Source organism: Brevundimonas staleyi (assembly GCF_041893865.1).
Classification (GTDB): Bacteria; Pseudomonadota; Alphaproteobacteria; order Caulobacterales; family Caulobacteraceae; genus Brevundimonas; species Brevundimonas staleyi.
In genome coordinates, this window is the sequence record NZ_CP169082.1 from 2,565,466 (window position 1) to 2,581,733 (window position 16,268).

Sequence of the window (16,268 nt, forward strand, 5' to 3'; positions counted from 1 at the left end):
CATGGATGACGACGCTCCGCCTCCCGCTCCGCAGGACCGGCCCGCCAAGGGCCGGTTCGCCCGCGATGTGATCTACGCCGTCGGCGGCGGCTTCGCCCTGTTCGCGATCGCCGCCTACGCCTTTGACGCGGGTTGGTTGCGGGATCGCAAGGCCGGCGAAGCCGACGGCGACGACAAGGTCAATGCGGCCCTGTTCCAGCCGCCGCCGGACAGCGCCATTCCCGACGGACCGGAAGGCGATGCGATCCGACGCGGCCAGGCGATCTTCATGAACACGTCAGCCAATGCCTCGGATTTCGTCGGCAACAACCTGTCGTGCTCGAACTGCCATCTCGACGGCGGCCGACGGCCCAACTCGGCGCCCATGTGGGCGGCCTGGACCGTCTATCCCAAATACCGGTCCAAGAATAAGCAGATCAACACCATGGAAGACCGGGTGAAGGGCTGTTTCACCTATTCCATGAACGCCCAGCACTCGCCGACCGGCGGCCCCCCGCCGGCCGGGGACGACGTCTACAAAGACCTGCAAATCTATATGCATTGGCTCGCCAGCGGGGCCCCGACGGGTGAAGACCTGGAAGGCGCCGGCTATCCAGAGCTTGAGAAAACCGCAGCGGGATACGACCCGGCGCGCGGGAGACAGGTTTACGCCGCCAACTGCGCGACCTGCCACGGGGCGGACGGCCAGGGGCAGTACGACCTCAATGGCCGCCCAGTCTTCCCGGCGCTCTGGGGACCCCGGTCCTACAACTGGGGCGCCGGCATGGCGCGGGTGAACACCGCCGCCGGCTTCATCAAGGCCAATATGCCGCTTGGCCAGACCGATCGTCTCACCGACCAGCAGGCCTGGGATGTCGCCGCCTTCATCAACAGCCAAGAGCGGCCCAAGGACCCTCGCCAGACCGGCACGGTGCAGGAGACGGCGCAAAAAAACCATGGCGGCGAGGAGACGTTTTACGGGCGGACCTATCAGGGCCGTCTGATCGGAGTAGGCACGCCTGAACCGACCTCCCGCGCTCGGCCTTGAGCGCCGAACCGCGTCAGCAACTGTTCGCCGTCGATGGCCTCTTCTGCGGGGGGTGCGCGCGCGGTCTGGAGCGTCGGCTTGGCGAAACCCCCGGCGTCCTCTTGGCCCGGGTCCATCACCTCTCCGCCTCGGCCCTGGTCCGATGGGAAGCCCAGCGCTGCGACGTCGCTTATCTTCGAACCGTCGTCCGTCAGGCCGGCTATCGCCTCATCGAGCGCGCCGACCCCCAGGATGCGGTGAACCGGTTCGACGGTCAGATCCGCCAGTTGACGCTCAGGCTCGCCGTTTCCGTCGCCTTCGGCATGTGGGCGATGGCCGCGGCGATCGTCCTCTATGTCACGCCGAGCCTCGGTGCGGATCTCGCCTGGAGACTGGCCGTCGCCAGCGGTCTGCTGGCCCTGCCGGCGCTCCTCTATGGCGGTTGGGACATCGGCCGCATGGCGATCCGATCCGTGCGCCTGCGCGCGCCCGGGCTCGACCTCCTGGTCACGCTCGGCGTCGGCGGCGCCGTGTCGGCCTCGCTCGGTCATCTGATGGCCGGCGATCGTCACGTCTACTTCGACACGGCGGTGATGCTGATCACGCTGCTTCTGACCGGACGTCTGATCGAGACCCACATCCGGCGCGGGGCCGCCCAGGCCGTGGTGGCCATGGGCCGTCTGTTCGACGACACGGCCCTGGTCTGGCGGGAGGCGGACGGCTGGCAGGCGCTCCCCAGCGCCAGCCTTCGCCTCGGCGATCGCGTGCGGATCCCCGCCGGCGCCGTGGCGACCGTCGACGGCCGGGTTGTGACCGGCGAGAGTCGTCTGAATGCGGCCGTGCTGAACGGCGAGTCCGCGCCGCGCGCCATCACTCCCGGGGATCGCGTCAGCGCGGGGGCCGTGAATCTCGACCGGATGATCGAAGTCTCGGTCGACCGCGACGCCGGGGATCGCGACGTGGATCGGATGGGCGGACGGGTGGCCCTCGAACTGGCGACGCGCGGCGGTGACGAGGACCGGATCGCCCGTCTGGCCGGCGCGCTGACCCAGGGCCTGATTCTGGCGTCCGTCCTGGTGACGGCGGCGACGCTGGCGCTCACGGCCGACGTCGGCGAGGCGGTGATGCGCGGTCTGGTCGTGCTCCTGGCGGCCTGCCCCTGCGCCCTGGCCTTGGCCGCGCCCTTGGCTCAGGCGCGTCTCTCGGCCAGGGCCGCCGAACACGGTGTGCGGTTCTCCGATCCCGGCGTGGTCGATCGCATGGCCGGGCTGCGCACCGTCTTCCTGGACAAGACCGGGACCCTCACCCTGGGCCGCCCCGAAGTGGTCGCCGTCGCGCCCTGCCCTGGCTGGTCCGTGGCGCAGGTGCTGGATCTGGCGGCGCGTGCGGAGACCGGCGTCGCCCATCCCCTTGCGCAAGCCGTCGTCGCCGCCGCGCCGATCGGCGACGCGGTCGTGGTCGGCGGCCGACGCCTGGATCGCGGCGCCGAGACGACTCTGGCGGACGGAACCCACATCCATGTCGGCGGCGTCGCTAGCCTGCAGGGAGAAACGCGTCTTCGGGTCACCCTGGATGGTCTCGCGATCGGCGATCTTCTGCTCGCCGATGCGCTGGACCCCAGCGCCGCTGACGGCGTGGCGCGGCTCAAGCGGCGGGGATTGCAGGTCGCCATGGCCACCGGCGACGCCGAGGGGCCGGCCTTAGCGGTCGCGCATCGCATCGGCCTGGACGCCGCTGCGGTCCATTGGGGCTGCACCCCCGCCGACAAGGCCGACAGGGTCAGGAACACGAGCGGACCTGTGCTCTTCGTCGGCGACGGCGTGAACGACGCCCCCGCCCTGACCGCAGCCGCCTGCGGGGTTTCGGTGGCCCGGGCCCATCCGGCCGCGACGGCCACGGCGGCGATCGTCATCCTGAGGGGCGGTCTTGAGCAAGTCGATGTGGCTCTGAGCCTGGCTGACGAGACGCGACGCACCATCCGCCAGAATGTCGTCCTCGCACTCGCCTACAACATCGTCGTTCTGCCCCTGGCGGCCTTGGGCCTGTTGTCGCCCTTGGGGGCCGCAGTCGCCATGACCGCGAGTTCGCTGCTGGTGATGCTGAATGCGCTGCGCGGGCCACAGACGCGGCTGTCTCGCGAGACGTCGTCGTCGGCAGGCGACGATGGCCGCCGCCAGGCGCGTCCTTCGCCTTGAGCAAGCGTCGGATCGACAGCGCCCGACGATCCTGGCCTTGGGCGGGCTTGGTTTTCCGTTTCAGGGGCGTAGGATGTCGGACGGCGGGCCTCGTCCGGATAGCCTTCGATCTGGAGCCAGGGGACGCAATGCGTCGGCAGCGATCGCGGGTGAAGACGTCGAGCTTCACACAGAAGTTCCCGGCCCGCCCCCTCCGCCTACGCAGCCAGTCTGGGTGCGGCTACCATCGGGCTCCGCCCAAGCGGCGCCAGAGGTCCGTTTCCGCCTTGGGCACCTCCGCCAGATCGGCATGATCCCGCCAGTGGGTGATGACGCCCTGATCGACTTCGAAAATGCTGATCGCGCGCACGTCCACCAGACCGCCCCGGCGGGCGGCCAGGAAATAGGCGCTGTCGGCGATGACCAGATCCTCCTCAACGACGCATTTGAGGATATGGAGTTCGACGAGCGAATAGGCCTGAAACAGCCGCCGCCAGAACCCGAGCAGCGCAGCTTTACCGACCAGAATGCCCGCGACGTCGAACCGGGCGTCGATATCGTCTGCGACCAGGGACTCAAGCCGTCGGACGTCGCGAAACGCGATCTCCCTGGCGAAAGCTTGAACGACGTCTCCGGGCATGGATGAATTGATCACGGTTCAGATGATCGATCATGACCCGATTCTCGGTCAGAAATCGCGCACCGCGTGTGCCCCCAATTAGTCTGGCTCAACCAAGCCGGCCCGGACCGCAACCGCGACAGCCTCGATTCTCGTCCGGACCCGGAGTTTCGCAGCGACCTTTTCCAAATAGCTATCGACCGTGCGCGGGGACAGTCCCAGGATGCTGCCGATGTCGCCCGAACTCTTGCCGCGGCAAACCCAGGTGAGGCATTCGAGTTCGCGCGGGCTCAATGCGAGGTTCTGCGTTCCGACGTCTGTCTGACGGTGTGGTGTCATGGGATCACTCGCCTTTAGAGGCGCACGATGACGCGGTCCGTAAGCCTGAACAACGCCATCGATTTGCGGAGACTCCGCAACAAGCTTGCGGAAACCCGGGAGCGGTTTTCATCAGCGCCGGGCGTCTGTCGCGCTTTACGCATCACTTGCCCTGCCGGCTCCCGAGCCCTAAATCCTGCGACGTCGGGCGCCGCCAGATAGGGGCGGAACTTGAGCCGGGGACTGCCTTTGGCGGTGGCGGCGTTTCATCCTGAAGTAGCGGGCCTCTTCGCAGAGGATTCCTCGCCCGACCCCTCCGCCTTGCACCGCGACTCGGATTGATTCATTGTCGGTTGTCGGCGTCCGCGTCGATAGGGGCCGGGAATCCCCTGTGCGAAGCTCAACCTTAACGGCCGCGCCTTGACGCGCGGCGTCCGTCCGCCATCGCCTGCGGCGCACCTTTGCGTGCGCCCGGACGCCACGCGGTCGCGCTCTCGGATTCCCGCCGTCTGACAGCCGGCTGGAGGTCGCGTTGAGCGATGTGAAGGAGTTGAATCCGGGCGCCGCGGCGAGCCTCAACGGGCTCTACCGCCGCTATTCGGGATGGCTGGGCAAGCGGCTTCGTGGACGCGTCGGCGTCGATGAGGCCGACGACGTGGTGCAGGAAACCTATCTTCGCCTCACGCCGTACCTTCTCGAAGACATCCGCCATCCGAAAGCCCTGCTTCTTCGGGTCGCGCTCAACCTCGTCCGCGACGAACGGCGCCGTCTTGTGCGCCGCGAGCGCGCCTTGCAAGGTACGGGTTCGACCTTGGACGCGGCGGCCGACGCGCCTGTCGATCGCCTCTACCTCAAGCAGGTCCTCCAGACGATGCCGCCCCTCTACAGGGACGTCTTCGTCTTGAGCCGGTTTGACGGTATGACATATCCGGAGATTGCTCTGGCTCACGGGATCAGCTTGGCTACCGTCGAACGGCGCATGGCGAAAGCTATTGAGCACTGCATGGCGCAACTGGACGTCTAAGGCACGAACGATGACTGCCGATAAAGACCTGGACGCGAGACGTCGTGAAGCCGCGTCGTGGTTCGCGACTCTCAATCAGAAGCGTGTGACGGCCGCGGACGTCACAGCCTTCAGCCAATGGCGCCGCGACCCAAAGAACGCCGAGGCCTACGCCCGGATCGAAACGATGTGGGAGACGGCGGGCAGTCTCAAGGGGGATGCCGACATCGCCGTCTTGACCAAAGGTGCGCGCGCTCGCGCGGACGCGTCGCGCAAAACCCAAAGCCGCTTCTCCAAAGCGCTCGTACCGACCGGCGCCATCGCCGCGATCGCGGCCGCGGCGATCGGCGTCATGATATGGTCCGCCCGTCCGCTGTCTTATGAGACGGGGCTGGGAGAACAACGGGTCGTGGTCTTGGCCGACGGCTCGAAGGTCACGCTGGACACCGAGTCTCGCATAACCGTGAAACTCACCCGTGGCCGCCGCGCTGTCGAATTGGCGAGCGGCCAGGCCTTTTTCGACGTTGAGGGCGATCCGACCCGTCCGTTCGTCGTCCGCGCGGGGGTCACCGACGTCACCGCCGTCGGAACCCGGTTCGACGTCCGCCGAGCGGGCGACGGCGCCCAGGTCACCCTCGTCGAGGGCAGGGTCGATGTTCTGGACCGAGAGGGCTCGTCGCCACGCTGGTCCCTCACGCCTGGCCAGCAGATTGTCACCGCCTCCCCGCGTCCCGCCGTACGATCGGTGGATGTGGCGTCGGAAACCAGCTGGACGGCCGGTCGTCTCGTCTTCGCTGGCGACACCGTCGAAACCGCCGTCGCCGAGGTCAATCGCTACAGCCGCACCAAGGTCATTCTTCAGGCTCCCGCCATCTCCCGCATCGCCGTAAGCGGCGTTTTCAACACGGGCGACGTCGAGGGGTTTGTCTCCGCGCTCGTCGAGCTTTATCCCGTCGTCGCCGAGCGGACTCCAACCGGTCAGATCGTCATTCGTGACGCCCCCGCAAAAAATGCGGCGGAGCGCTGAGGGGTTTTTCCGCGCCCCTTCGTCTCTTTCCCAACCCGCGTCTGTGCGGGTATCCATTTCGGGGGAGTGTTATGCGTATCGGTCCTTGTTCCACTGCGCTTGGCGTACTGATGCTGGCGGCGGCGACGCCTTTCATCGCCCAGGCGCAAACGGTTGCCGTGCAGTACCGCGTTCCCGCCGGCCCGCTGCAAACTGCACTGCCCCTCTTCGCGGCCCAGAGCGGCGAGCAAATTCTCTATTCCACTGACCTTGTCGCAGGCCGCCAGTCCCCCGGCGTCAATGGCGCGCTCGGGACGGACCAAGCCCTGACCGCCCTGTTGCAAGGCACCGGACTACGTGCCCGTCGGACGAGCTACAACACGCTTGTCGTCTTCGATCCCACCGCCCGTGCAGAGGCGAAGGATGAGGCGGTCGAGATCGCGGAAGTGATCGTTACTGGCAGTTTGATCCGCGGAGTCGCTGACGGCCCGTCGCCGGTCGTCACCGTGACCCGGGACGACATCGACCGGCAAGGACATGGAACGGTCGCCCAAGCGCTTGCCGCCCTGCCCCAGAACTTTGGCGGCACCGGTAACGATGCCGCCATGAGCAACGGCGGCGACCGAACGGGTACGAACAGCTTTTACGCCTCGGGCGTCAATCTGCGCGGCTTGGGCAGCGATGCGACCCTCGTTCTGGTCAACGGGCGACGAATGGCGGGCACAGGAAACAAGGGCGACTTCGCCGATGTCTCCACAATACCGACCAGCGCCGTGGCCCGCATCGACGTGCTGCTCGATGGTGCGTCAGCGCTATACGGAGCGGATGCCGTGGGCGGCGTGGTCAACATCATCCTTCGTGAAGACTATGACGGCGCCGAGACGCGGGTCCGGTACGGCGTCACCTCGGATGGGGCGAGCGACGAGCTCCAGATTGCCCACACCGTCGGGAGCCGCTGGTCGTCAGGCTCGATCGTGGGCACCTATGAATACAATGAGCGCAGCCGCCTGGTGGCATCCGAGCGGGACCGGGCGAACGACGCGGACTTGCGGCGGTTCGGAGGCTCCGACCGGCGTCGCATCTTCAGCAACCCCGGCAACATCGTTGTCTTCGACGCCGCAGCCGGCGGCTATGTCCCTACCTACGCCATCCCCAGTGGGCAGAATGGCGAAGGCCTGAACCCGAGTGACTTCATCGCGGGTCAGGGCAATCTCTACAATCACCGCGAGGGCCTGAACGTCCTGCCGGAGCAAACCCGACACAGCGCCTATCTGGTGCTCAATCAGGACTTCGGCGACCGCGTCTCGATCAACGCCGATGTTCGCTATGGCCTGCGCGAGTTCGAGGCAGTGTCTCAAGGGTTTCCAACGACCTTTACCGTGACCGCAGCGAATCCCTATTTTGTGTCTCCGACAGGCGCGACATCACACATCATCGCCTATAATTTCGGCCGCGATCTCGGCAATCCGAGGATCGAAGGCCGCGCCGAAAGCCTGGGGGCCTCGATCGGGGCCAAGATCGATCTGGCGGGAAGCTGGCGGCTGGACACTTACGCCGCCTACGCGCGCGAACACGGTGAAAATGCAAGCAGCAATCAGCTGAACTCCACCTTCCTGCGCGAGGCGCTAGGCGCGATCGCCGATAATCCGGCGACCGCCTACAGCGCACCGCGCGATGGATACTTCAATCCCTTCGCCGACGGCTCGAACAGCTCGCCGGCAGCCTTGGCCTTCATTGGCTCCGGCTGGGCGCGCGGGGTCGGGGAGACCACGGTTTCATCCATCAACGCCTTGGCGGACGGGTCCCTGTTCACCCTGCCAGCCGGGGACGCCAAACTGGCCGCGGGCCTCGCCTTCCGCCGCGAGACCTTCGAACGTCAGGACACGAGCTTCACATCAGGCGTAGCGCCGTCGGTCGGCGTCCCCGTCGCCTTCGACCGCGACGTGGCGTCCGCCTTCGCGGAAGTCCGCATCCCCCTCTTCAGTGCAGAAAACCGCCGCGCTGGATTCGAGCGGCTTGAGCTTTCGATCGCCGGGCGGTTCGAGAAGTATTCCGACGCCGGTCAAACGACCAGCCCCAAGGTCGGGGTGCTGTGGCAGCCCTATTCCGAACTGGTGCTGCGCGCCAACTACGGCGAGTCCTTTCGCGCGCCGGCGCTGCGCGAACTGAACGAGACGGCGGACCAGAGCCCGACGTTCCTCCCGCGCGGATCGCAGCAGGTGCTTGCCGAAATCCTCTATGGCGGCAATCCCGACCTTGAGCCCGAGCAGGCCAGGAGCTGGACGCTTGGCGGAGACTATCGGCCAGCGGCCCTTCCCGGCCTTCGCGTGGGCCTAAATTTGTTCAGGATCGATTTCGACAACCAGATCGGTCAGCCCGCCTTCACGGCCCTCACCACCGCACTCACCAATCCCGCCCTGTCGGCCTTCGTTCGCATCATCGATCCGACCAACAACGCGCAGGACCGCGCCGACATGCAGGCGTTGCTGGATCTGCCGACAACAGCGCTTGCCGATCTGTTCCCCGCCGAGGCCTATGGCGCCATCGTCGATGCCCGGTTTGTGAACACGTCCAGCGTGCTGCTCGAAGGGATCGACGCCAATCTCGGCTACGCTTTCGACGTCGGCGACCATGCGTTCGAGCTCGACGCCAACCTGACCTATCTCGACCGGTTCGATACCCGCGCGACCCCGACCGCGCCCGTTCAGTCCGGCATCAACAGTCCCAACCTGCCCGTCGATCTGCGGGCGCGGGCGTCGGCAAGCTGGACCCGTCGCGACTGGGGCGCCTCGGCGGCTTTCAATTATGTCGACGGCTACCCGGACGTCACGGGTCGCCCCATCGGCTCATGGACGACAGCGGACGTCCAGCTTCGCTACGCGCCGACGCGCGGACTTTTCGAAGGGACGACGCTGACGCTGAATGTCCAGAACCTTCTGGACAGCGACCCGCCCTTCTACGACGCGCCCGAGGGCGTCGCCTACGACGCCGCCAACACCAATGTTCTTGGCCGATTCATCTCCATCCAGTTGACGCGGGCCTGGTGATGAAACCGATCCTCGGCCTTGTGGCCGCGGCGACCCTTCTGGTCGCCGCGAGCCCGACCCTGTGTCAGACGCCCGCCCAGCCCGACGGCCTTCCCCCCTTCACGATCGACGACCTGGTCGGGCAAGAAGGCATCGGCAATGTCCGCATATCGCCGGACAGCCGCTGGATCGTCCTGGAGCGACAGGCACCCTGGAACAGCGCGAGCACCTACAAATACGACTTCTACACCGAGACGCTTTTGAGCCGGCTGCAGATCTTCTCCGCGACAGACGGCGTCCTTCGTCAAAGTCTTGAGGATCCGGGCCATTCGGAGGGCTTCGTGTCGGGGCCATTCTCGCCAAGCGGCGCGCAGATGGTGGTCTATCGGCTCTCCGAGACCGGCTGGAGCCTCGGGGTGATGACGCTGGCCACCGGCGCGGTGCGGTGGCTCGACCTGTCACCGGAGCCGGCGCGCTTTGGCGAAACCGTCGTCTGGCGCTCGGAAAGCGAGCTCCTGGTCGTCGCCCGGCGAAATGGCGTGTTGCCCTACATCATCGGGGTCTACGCCCAGTCGGTCGTGAAGCAGACCGAACTCTGGCGGCGGGCCGAGGCGGGACATTCGCCATCGTCGATTTCCATCTCGAGTGGGGGGGCGCGCGACACCCGCGACAAAGGCACGCCGCTTCAACTCCTTCAAGTCGATCTCACAACTGGGCGGGAGACCCTCCTCATCGAAGGCGCCATCATCGACGTCTCGCTGTCTCCGGACGGGCGGACAGCAGCGGCGCTGCTTGACGGCGCGGACATCCAGTACGGCCTGGACACGGTGCTCTTCACCGGAACGCCGAAACGGGTTCGGCGCATCCTCCTGGCCGACCTTGAAACGGGATCGTCTGTAGAGCCTTTGCCCAATCAGGATTTTACATCGCACCTGATGACCTGGTCGCCGCGCTCGGACCGGCTGATCGCGTTCGCGAGACAGCCCGGGGGCCGTTTCGAGGCCGGGCGGTTCTGGCTGCTTGATCGCAGCGGCTCCGCGGAGGCGATCGACCTGGACACGGCCACACCGTGGATCGACGGCGATAGCCAGACGATCCCCATCGCCCGGGCCAGTTGGGACGACGATCGCCCCGTCGTTCAGGTTCGTCTGGCCGACGGCTCGAAGGCCTGGCTGACAAGCGACCGTAGTGGACGACGCCGGATCGTTGCCCAGGTCGAGGACGGCGAAGCCCTGGTCCGCTTCGACGGCGCAAGCTTCGTCACCCGGCCGACAGGTTTGACGGCGTTCAGAACAGAGTCCCCTCCTGTCGGTCTTCAGGGCCGGCTCATCGATGCCGGCACGGCAAGCGATCTCGGCGCGCGGGCCACGCAAAATCCAGCGCCCGAGCGGCTCGGCCAGTCTGTCCTGCTAAACGCGCAGGACTGTTTGCGACGATCCAGCGATCCGGCGCACTGCATCGGCACCCTCGCCGACGACGAGACCGTCGTCGCGGCCAGCCCCGACGCTACCTTTGTCGTCACCCGCCGCCGTTCGCCGGGCGGTGCGACGCAGGTCCACCTGCGAACCCACACCGGAGCGGTGGAGCTGGCCTCCATCAATAACGACCTCAATCGTCGCAGTTGGGGCGCTGTCGTGCCGATCGAACACACGGGTTCGGAGGGGCAGCCGTTGCGCAGCTGGTTGCTGTTACCCGCCGCCCCGACATCCAGTCCTCCGCCGGTAGTCGTGATCGCCTATCCCGGCCAGACGTTCCCAACGCCGCCCGGACGACTCCTGCCGGGCGCCCTCAAGCTGCACATCAATCCGGCCATCCTTTCAGCGGCCGGCTACGCCGTGCTCATGCCCAGCTTGCCGCAGCAGGCCTCACCCACCTCGGACCTCGATCACCTCGGGCCTGAGCTCGTCTCGATCGTCCAGATGGCCTGCGCGGCAGACCGCTGCGACGCCACGCGCGCGGCCTTGGTCGGCCACAGTTTCGGCGGTTACGGCGTCCTTCGCGCCGCAACGCAGACGGATGGCTTCAAGGCGATCATCGCCTCAAACGGCTACGGCGACCTCAGCGAAGCCTACGAGCCGCGCCTGTATTCACAACTGAGCGGAGAAGCGGGCGTCGCCATCCAGAGCGGATGGCTCGAGGGCGGACAGGGCGGCCTTGGCGTGCCTTTGGGGACGAATCCGAACCGCTACGTCGAGCGCAGCCCGCTTTATGCGGTGGAGCGGATCCACACGCCCGCCCTGCTTATCCAAAGCGACTTCGACGGATCGCGCTTCGATTCGATCTTCGGCGCCCTCTACCGTCTCAATCGCGAGGCGGAGCTGGTCACCTACTTCGGGCAGAGCCACGAATTCGCCAGTCCTGCGAACATCAGAGACCTGCACCTACGCATTCTCGACTGGCTCAACCGCTACCTTGGCCCGTCTCACCCGATCGAGACGCCCCTCCCAGCTTCGCGCCCAAACCTCGATCGCACCGAGGATGAGGAAACGGTTGGTCGCGGGATCCCAGATTAGGTGCGCATCGGAGAGGGCTTTGTCGAAGTCGTCGGTACTGATCAAACCCCTTTCCGCCAATCGTCCCTCGACGAGCAGGTCGGTCACAACATCCACGCTCTGGCGCACGACCGAAGCATAGAAGCGGCTGAGATCGCCTTTGTCGCGCCGCTCAGTGATCAGCGGCGGCAACCGGTCTTCGAACGCAATCCTGGCCAGGCCGCGATCCCGTGCGCCGCGTGTCAGTCGGTCCGTGGGGATGGCGAGGCAATGCTCCATGACCGGCTGCGTCAGCAGAGGATGCAGGAGGGTCGCTGACCGGGCGCGCAGGCAGTCGCTCCAGAAGGTTTGGCAGTTGGCGAGTTGCAGAACCTGGCGCGCCTTGGCGGGAGGCAGCGCCTCCGCCCCTTCGACCCACCGATGGCGTCGCGTCGTGGCGGGCGGGCGCGGCTTCGGAAAAAGACTATGTCTGGCGATGGTCCAGACGGAGTGCCGGGTCCACCGCGCCACGGACGCCACATAACCCGGGTTCAAACCTCTCAGGCCCTCGCGCCGGAACCTGTCCGCCACGACCAGGGGGTCGGGTGACTGGAAGAAGACGGCGTCACCGCCTTGCCCCGTGAGCAGCCCGGTGGCGCGGACCTTGCGCGCCCGGCCCGCCATCTCGGCGTCATAGACCATGTCGATGCCGTGGAGCGCTGGGCGAACGCTTTGACCGAGCGGAGCAAACTGCTTTCGGGTCAAGGCTGCGACCGGCTTGTGAACCTCCTCGAGATCAACGCCCAGCGTGTGAGCCGCCGCTCGGGCGAAGGCGCGCTCATCGCCTTCCGGCTGGTCGTCAAAGTAGTTCACGAACCGCGACTTCGCGGCCCCGCCGTTCGCCACCAGGCTGGCGGCCACAATCGCCGAATCCAGGCCGCCTGAGATTTCGGTGACGATGTGATTGTGACCCTCAACCAGCGCCGCAACGGACCGATCGACGACGCCGACCAAGGCCTCCGGCCTGTCGTCCCAGTCACGGACGGTCACCGCGAACCGGGCGGGCGTCCAGATCGCCTCCTGGGTGACACTGTGAGCCAACCGGGCCAGGCTCCCCGGCGTCACCGCGTGCAGCCCCGTCAGGGCGAGGTGATCCGAGGCCAGATTCACCGCGCCGATGATGTCTCCCAGAACCGTCCAATCGATCGCGAGGTCGTCTGGAAAGACGGCGTTCAACGCCTCTGGAGGTTGGCTGGTGGCGACCCAGCTCGCGCCATAACGCCAGCAGATGCAGTCAAGCGCGCCGCTGGGATCGCGCAGAAGGCGCAGATCGCCGTCATCGCCGCGCCAAACGAAGACGTAACGACCCCAGCCCTGGGACACGACGGCTTGCGCCAGGGCGGCGTCAGATCGGTGCAGCGCAGTCAAGGTCGATAGAAATTCATCCCCTCCCCGCCAGTCCCCAATCAGGAAGTGTTGCCGATGAACCTGGGTCACCTTCAAAGGCGAGTCCGGCCCCAGGAAGATGATCATCCCATTGATGTCGAGCGCCTTGCGCCACCCTGCAGCAAGAAGCTGGCGAACGACTTCGACCCACTCAGGGCGATCCCGATCGGCGCCATCCTGGTCGATGACCACATAACCCCGGCGATCGGGCGTGGCGACGTTCATCGGCAATAGATCGGCGTGTAGGCCGCCAGACGTTCGATATCGTCGTTGAGGCAGAGATCGTCGATCTGGACCCAGCAGTGCGCCGCGAACGGCCAAAGACGAACGCCGAAGACCCAGTCCGCTGATAGCCCGGCGCGGCGCAGGTAGCTCATCAGCATCGCCGAGCGGACGAGGCATTCGCCCTCCATGGGCAGCCAGGGCGAGAGGCGCCAGAATGTTTTGGCCGCGTGGGCGACCGCCCCCCGGTCCACCACGCGATCATGATCTGAGGCGACCGCGAGGATGGGGCGCAGCCCGTCTCCGCGAAGCGCCCGACGAATGTCCCGGACAGCCCCAAGCCCCCTCAGCACATCGCCCAGCGAGACGGTCGGGGCTGTGTCGTGGATAAGGGTCCGGCTCGGCAAGCCCGGCGGCGTTCTGATTGCGGGGCCGGCCTGATCGGCCCCCAACCCCGCTTCCACAACGGCGGCGGCGTTCGGACCGGACAGGCGCAAGGTGCTGCCATCGCCGCAGAGCCCCGATGCGCCGCCCGGGAGACACAGATAGGCGTCGGCGCCGATGTCCATTAGGGCGAGATCTTCCCCCACCGCGACGCCGTATACGCCGGCTTTCAAAAACCGCTCGGGCGGGTCCTGGGGCCTTGGAAGGGCTTGTGGGATCGCCGGCTCTCGCCCCGAGGCTCCCTCGCACATGGCAGTCAGCCGCGCTCTTTGTCTCATCGGCGGGATGCCCCGCGCAGCGAGGTCGGCTGGTTGTAGAAATAGGGCGGGATCAGCTCGGTTCGATCGCCGAAATCACAGGCACGGGTCGTTTGCCGAACGGCGCCACAAAAGATCAGTCCCGACGCGAGAAGTTTCATAATCATCTCCTTGAGACGAGCGGAGCCCCCGGCGCCGCCGGAGGCTCCGCCGACCGCTCAGCTGAGGCGGACTTCCGCCGTGTCGTAGCGAAGCTCGGGCACGAGTTCGGCCCGTTTGCCGTCCTCGACCGCCCGGGTTTCCTCCCGGGCGGATCCCAGACGCGTGACCTCGGATCCCACACCGGCCTTGGTGTAGAATTGGCCGCCGATGAGCTCCATGTGAGTCCCGTCGGAAATGGCGCGGGTTTCACGCCGCGCGGAGCCCAGTGCGATCAGGCTCGACATCGTTGTCTTCAGCATGGCTTGCCTCCTTCATCCGGCCGGAATGACCGGTCAAAACAGGAGGGGCCACAAACATCGTATTTTCAAACTATATTTGGAATATACTTTACGCTGATTGCCGCATCACTTTCTCAAGAGACGCCGAAAGGGCGATCCTTTGTTCGTGATACTGGTCGAGTGTCTCTTCCATAGCGTCCCACTGCCCCTCTCGCCGAAGACGTTCAATCCGCAGAACGCTGTCCAAGCCGGTGTCCTGCAGCAGCACTTCGATCCGACGGATCGGCCTGAGTTGGAGGCGAATCCTGCGGTAGGCTTCGAGCACCGCACTGTTCCCGCCTCTATCGGCAAGCCAATCAAAGACGCTTTCGATCCGCAGGACCTCGTCGACCGGCGGGTCCATGGGCGACACCTCTTGCGGAACATCCGTGGTCAAGGACCAAAGAAGGAACTGACGGTGAAGCTCGTACAAGCCAGCAATATCAGCCGCCGTTGGGCTCGGCGCGAAATAGCCTCGGCCCGGTCGATGCTCGATTATCCCTTCACCGGCGAGGTGGGCGAGGGCCTCGCGGACGGGCGTGGGGCTGAGGCCGAGTTCGGTGGCCAGGCTGGTGGCCACGAGCGGATGCCCCCAACCGAACCGCCCGGCTGCGGCGTACCCTGCCAAGGCGGTTCGGGCCACGGCGAACTGGTCCCGCTCACGCATCACAAGCCGCCCAGCCGCAGCGCATGGAAATTGGTTCGTTCGCTCGCCACCGACACCTCCCACTCCATCCACAGATTACAAGCAGCCAAGAACCGGCCAACAGTTTTCATACGATCACCGCCTGTTCTTTGCGCACCTTGCGCAAGACTTGGGACACCGTGAGCTTCCCGTCTTTCATTTGATGCTCAACTGCCGCATTTTTCAACCACCGGGAGTACGGCGTCGAGAATCGCGTTGACCTCCACAACCCGAGGCAGCCGAGCTGATGGAAAGCGACCGACCCCGCTCTCAGAACGAAATCCTGGCTGCGGCCCTGCGCCTGATCCGGCTCTATCGGCGGATGAAGCCGGCCGAGGTCGCCGAGGCCATGGGCATGGCCAAGCGGTCCTACGAACACTTCGAGGCTGGGAAGGGAAAGATCAATCTCGAGCGTATCCACCGCTTCGCGGAGGCCACGGACAGCGATCCCTACGCCATCATCGACTGTATGGCGTTGGGCTCCCCTGAGTTCGCTGTCCGCTGCGCAGACAACAAGGCGATGCTCGCGCTTCGGGTCGTGACCCAGGAGTTCAACGAGGAGGTCGGCGACGCGATCATGGAACTCGACACACGCTCGATCATCAACGCCTTCACCCGCACGCTGAAGGATCTCGGGATGCAGGCCGTGAGACGGGATGACGCGGCCAAGGCGTGGCTCGATGAAAGGATCGGGCGGCTGGTCACACCCTCGAAGGACGAGGAAGACTGATCGGGGCTCGCCTCACACCGTAAATTCGCTGCGTGAACCTTGCGGTCTTGCCGCAAACTTCGATCCGGGTCTGGCTTGAGCCCATGCCCCAGTCGCCTTCCCTCCCCTCCGATCATGCCCCGTTTTGTTCTAGCGACGGCCTGTCCGCTCGCCAGGCCGACTGTTTGCGTCTGGCCGGCGAAGGGCTGTCATCCCGTCAGATCGCGGGTCGCCTCGGCCTGTCGGCCCGCACGGTCGACGACCACATCCTGCTCGGGTGCCGCTGGCTCGGCGTCAGAACCCGGGTGCAGGCCGTCGCTCTTCTGGCGAGAGACGATCGCCGCGCCGCTGAGCCCCGTAGTTTTACCCCGTAGCTCTCCGGTGGCGCCCTAGCGGATCGAAG

14 protein-coding genes and 1 pseudogene are annotated in these 16,268 nt (G+C 66.1%); 8 read left to right on the top strand and 7 right to left on the bottom strand.

What is annotated here, in order from left to right; all coding sequences use genetic code 11:
- Position 1 precedes the first annotated feature (1 nt).
- Complete coding sequence (locus ACETK8_RS13085; RefSeq protein ID WP_316628723.1) at positions 2-1,027, top strand: c-type cytochrome; 1,026 nt, start codon at positions 2-4, stop codon at positions 1,025-1,027.
- A complete protein-coding gene (locus tag ACETK8_RS13090; RefSeq protein ID WP_316628722.1) occupies positions 1,024-3,201 on the top strand; it encodes a heavy metal translocating P-type ATPase in 2,178 nt (725 codons plus the stop codon). Before ACETK8_RS13085 ends, ACETK8_RS13090 begins: the two co-directional genes overlap by 4 nt.
- A gap of 220 nt (positions 3,202-3,421) precedes the next feature.
- On the opposite strand, the gene ACETK8_RS13095 is transcribed toward ACETK8_RS13090, so the two are convergent.
- Both ACETK8_RS13095 and ACETK8_RS13100 read right to left on the bottom strand, forming a co-directional pair.
- The gene (locus ACETK8_RS13095; protein ID WP_316628721.1) at positions 3,422-3,820 is read right to left on the bottom strand and encodes a nuclear transport factor 2 family protein; all 399 of its coding nucleotides are present in this window, start codon (positions 3,818-3,820) and stop codon (positions 3,422-3,424) included.
- A gap of 78 nt (positions 3,821-3,898) precedes the next feature.
- Complete coding sequence (locus ACETK8_RS13100; protein WP_374036342.1) at positions 3,899-4,138, bottom strand: response regulator transcription factor; 240 nt, start codon at positions 4,136-4,138, stop codon at positions 3,899-3,901.
- Between the two features lie 520 nt (positions 4,139-4,658).
- Here ACETK8_RS13100 and ACETK8_RS13105 point away from each other — a divergent pair.
- The 4 genes from ACETK8_RS13105 (at position 4,659) to ACETK8_RS13120 (ending at position 11,665) form a co-directional block, all read left to right on the top strand.
- A complete protein-coding gene (locus ACETK8_RS13105; RefSeq protein ID WP_316628739.1) occupies positions 4,659-5,141 on the top strand; it encodes an RNA polymerase sigma factor in 483 nt (160 codons plus the stop codon).
- Positions 5,142-5,151: 10 nt separating this feature from the next.
- Positions 5,152-6,147, top strand: coding sequence for a FecR family protein (locus ACETK8_RS13110; protein WP_374036343.1), 996 nt, complete (start codon positions 5,152-5,154; stop codon positions 6,145-6,147).
- A 71-nt stretch (positions 6,148-6,218) separates the two neighbouring features.
- The gene (locus ACETK8_RS13115) at positions 6,219-9,173 is read left to right on the top strand and encodes a TonB-dependent receptor (protein WP_374036344.1); all 2,955 of its coding nucleotides are present in this window, start codon (positions 6,219-6,221) and stop codon (positions 9,171-9,173) included.
- On the top strand, positions 9,173-11,665 hold the full coding sequence (locus tag ACETK8_RS13120) for a S9 family peptidase (protein WP_374036345.1): 2,493 nt from the start codon (positions 9,173-9,175) through the stop codon (positions 11,663-11,665). Before ACETK8_RS13115 ends, ACETK8_RS13120 begins: the two co-directional genes overlap by 1 nt.
- Positions 11,666-11,722: 57 nt before the next feature.
- Here ACETK8_RS13120 and ACETK8_RS13125 read toward each other — a convergent pair.
- From ACETK8_RS13125 to ACETK8_RS13145, 5 genes and pseudogenes are all read right to left on the bottom strand, one after another.
- Positions 11,723-13,294 (bottom strand): annotated as a pseudogene (locus tag ACETK8_RS13125) (asparagine synthase-related protein); the annotation flags it as partial.
- A complete protein-coding gene (locus ACETK8_RS13130) occupies positions 13,291-13,860 on the bottom strand; it encodes a lasso peptide biosynthesis B2 protein (RefSeq protein WP_316628716.1) in 570 nt (189 codons plus the stop codon). The gene ACETK8_RS13130 and the pseudogene ACETK8_RS13125, both read right to left, overlap by 4 nt.
- Before the next feature lie 149 nt (positions 13,861-14,009).
- Positions 14,010-14,153: a hypothetical protein gene (locus ACETK8_RS13135; protein WP_316628715.1), complete on the bottom strand. Its 144-nt coding sequence runs from the start codon at positions 14,151-14,153 to the stop codon at positions 14,010-14,012.
- A 57-nt stretch (positions 14,154-14,210) separates the two neighbouring features.
- Complete coding sequence (locus ACETK8_RS13140; RefSeq protein ID WP_316628714.1) at positions 14,211-14,453, bottom strand: hypothetical protein; 243 nt, start codon at positions 14,451-14,453, stop codon at positions 14,211-14,213.
- Between the two features lie 88 nt (positions 14,454-14,541).
- Positions 14,542-15,138: a GntR family transcriptional regulator gene (locus tag ACETK8_RS13145; RefSeq protein ID WP_316628713.1), complete on the bottom strand. Its 597-nt coding sequence runs from the start codon at positions 15,136-15,138 to the stop codon at positions 14,542-14,544.
- A gap of 340 nt (positions 15,139-15,478) precedes the next feature.
- On the opposite strand from ACETK8_RS13145, the gene ACETK8_RS13150 reads away from it, so the two are divergent.
- Both ACETK8_RS13150 and ACETK8_RS13155 read left to right on the top strand, forming a co-directional pair.
- On the top strand, positions 15,479-15,886 hold the full coding sequence (locus ACETK8_RS13150; RefSeq protein ID WP_316628712.1) for a helix-turn-helix domain-containing protein: 408 nt from the start codon (positions 15,479-15,481) through the stop codon (positions 15,884-15,886).
- Between the two features lie 83 nt (positions 15,887-15,969).
- A complete protein-coding gene (locus ACETK8_RS13155) occupies positions 15,970-16,239 on the top strand; it encodes a helix-turn-helix transcriptional regulator (protein ID WP_316628711.1) in 270 nt (89 codons plus the stop codon).
- Positions 16,240-16,268 lie beyond the last annotated feature (29 nt).